Here is a 1,532-nt window from a genome sequence, read left to right as displayed (position 1 = left end):
TCAGACCGCTGACAAACCCGTCGATATTTTCGGCGGGTTTTGTTTTTGGAGGGTTGGTTGTTTCAAGTTTGGTTGTGAGGCAGGGCGAAGTTTGTAGCCTTGGCCTTCATGTCATGGCTGGTTTGGGTGCTTTGGTGAGCGCCATGGTGATCTTCTTGATGTTTTGGGCGGCGGCGGCAAGCAGGCATTGGCAGGCGACGCGGGTGAGACTTCGGAAGCGGGCATAGCGATGGCCGTGAAGCTGCTTGGCATCGGCAAACGAGCGTTCGACGGTCTCCTTGCGGCGCTTGTAGATGGCCTTGCCCCAAGCTGTGAGACGGTGGGCATCGGTGCGTTCGCGGGCGTCTTGCCAGACATGGCGGGTGATGGTGCGCATGGCTTTGGCGTTCGATGTGCATGAGGCCAGCAGCGGACAGGTGCGGCAGAGCGCCGGGTCGGATGTGTAATGCTTGTAGCCATCCCGATCGGTGGTGGCATAGGCAAGCAATTGGCCCTCGGGGCAACGATAGCCGTCCGTCTCAGGCTCGTAGACGAACTTCGACCTGCGCATCATGCCGTCTTTCGGCGGGGTCGGATKGCGATAGCCGGTGACACCGAGGATGTGCCGGTCCTCCAGGCCCTTGGCGATACCGGCCGTGGCATAGCCGGCATCCAGACCGACGGCGCCGACATCGAAGCCGAAGCGGGCGCGCTGCCGGTCYAGCCGGGAAAGATAGACGATCGAGTCATGCACGTTGGCCGGCGTCACATGGGTATCGGTGATGATGGCAAGCCTGCCGTCCACCGTGCGGTGGTCGAGATAGAAGAAGCCCTTCGGCTTGCCGTCGCGCACCATGTAGCCGCTGTCGGGATCGGTGCGGCTGACCTTGGTCTCCTTCACCTGCGGCTCACGCTCTTTGTCCTTCAAGGGCTTCTGGCCGTGCAGCGTCCGCTCCGCCTCGATCGCCCGGTCGAGATCGGCCCAGTAGTCGGCCCGCGACTTGGCGATCATCGCAAGATCATATTTGCCCTTGTTGGCATTGGCCTTCAGATGGGTCGAGTCGGTATAAAGCMCCGTGCCGTCCACCAGCTTGTGGGCGATCGCCTGGCTGACGATATGGTCGAAGATGTCCTGGGCCACACTCGTATCGTTGAAGCGCCGCCGGCGGTTCTGCGACAAGGTCGAGGCATCGAACACCCCATCCGTCAGCTTTAGCCGTAAGAACCAGCGATAAGCGACATTGACCTCGATCTCTCGCACCAGCTGACGCTCCGAGCGCACGCCATAGAGGTAGCCGATGAACAGCGCCTTGAACATCAGCGTCGGATCAAGTGGAGGACGGCCGTTGTCGGGGCAGTAAAGCCCGGCAACACGATCATGGATGAAAGAAAAGTCGATCACCGCATCAATCTTGCGAAGCAAGTGATCCTTCGGAACCAGCTGATCGAGTGTTACCATCTCGAGCGCCGTCTGTTCAGCAGCAGGTTTCTTCAACATGTCCCTATGAATCACAAACCCCTGGACGAAGCCAGGGGTTTGTCAGCAGTCTGAG

1 protein-coding gene is annotated in these 1,532 nt (G+C 60.0%); it reads right to left on the bottom strand.

What is annotated here, in order from left to right; genetic code table 11:
- Positions 1 to 106: 106 nt before the first annotated feature.
- Positions 107 to 1,477, bottom strand: coding sequence for an IS1182 family transposase (locus tag QDY28_RS30835; RefSeq protein WP_331384856.1), 1,371 nt, complete (start codon positions 1,475 to 1,477; stop codon positions 107 to 109).
- Positions 1,478 to 1,532 lie beyond the last annotated feature (55 nt).

It is taken from the genome of Rhizobium sp. BR 362 (assembly GCF_036528765.1).
GTDB lineage: Bacteria > Pseudomonadota > Alphaproteobacteria > Rhizobiales > Rhizobiaceae > Rhizobium.
This window is presented reverse-complemented; position numbering and strand designations above follow the sequence as displayed.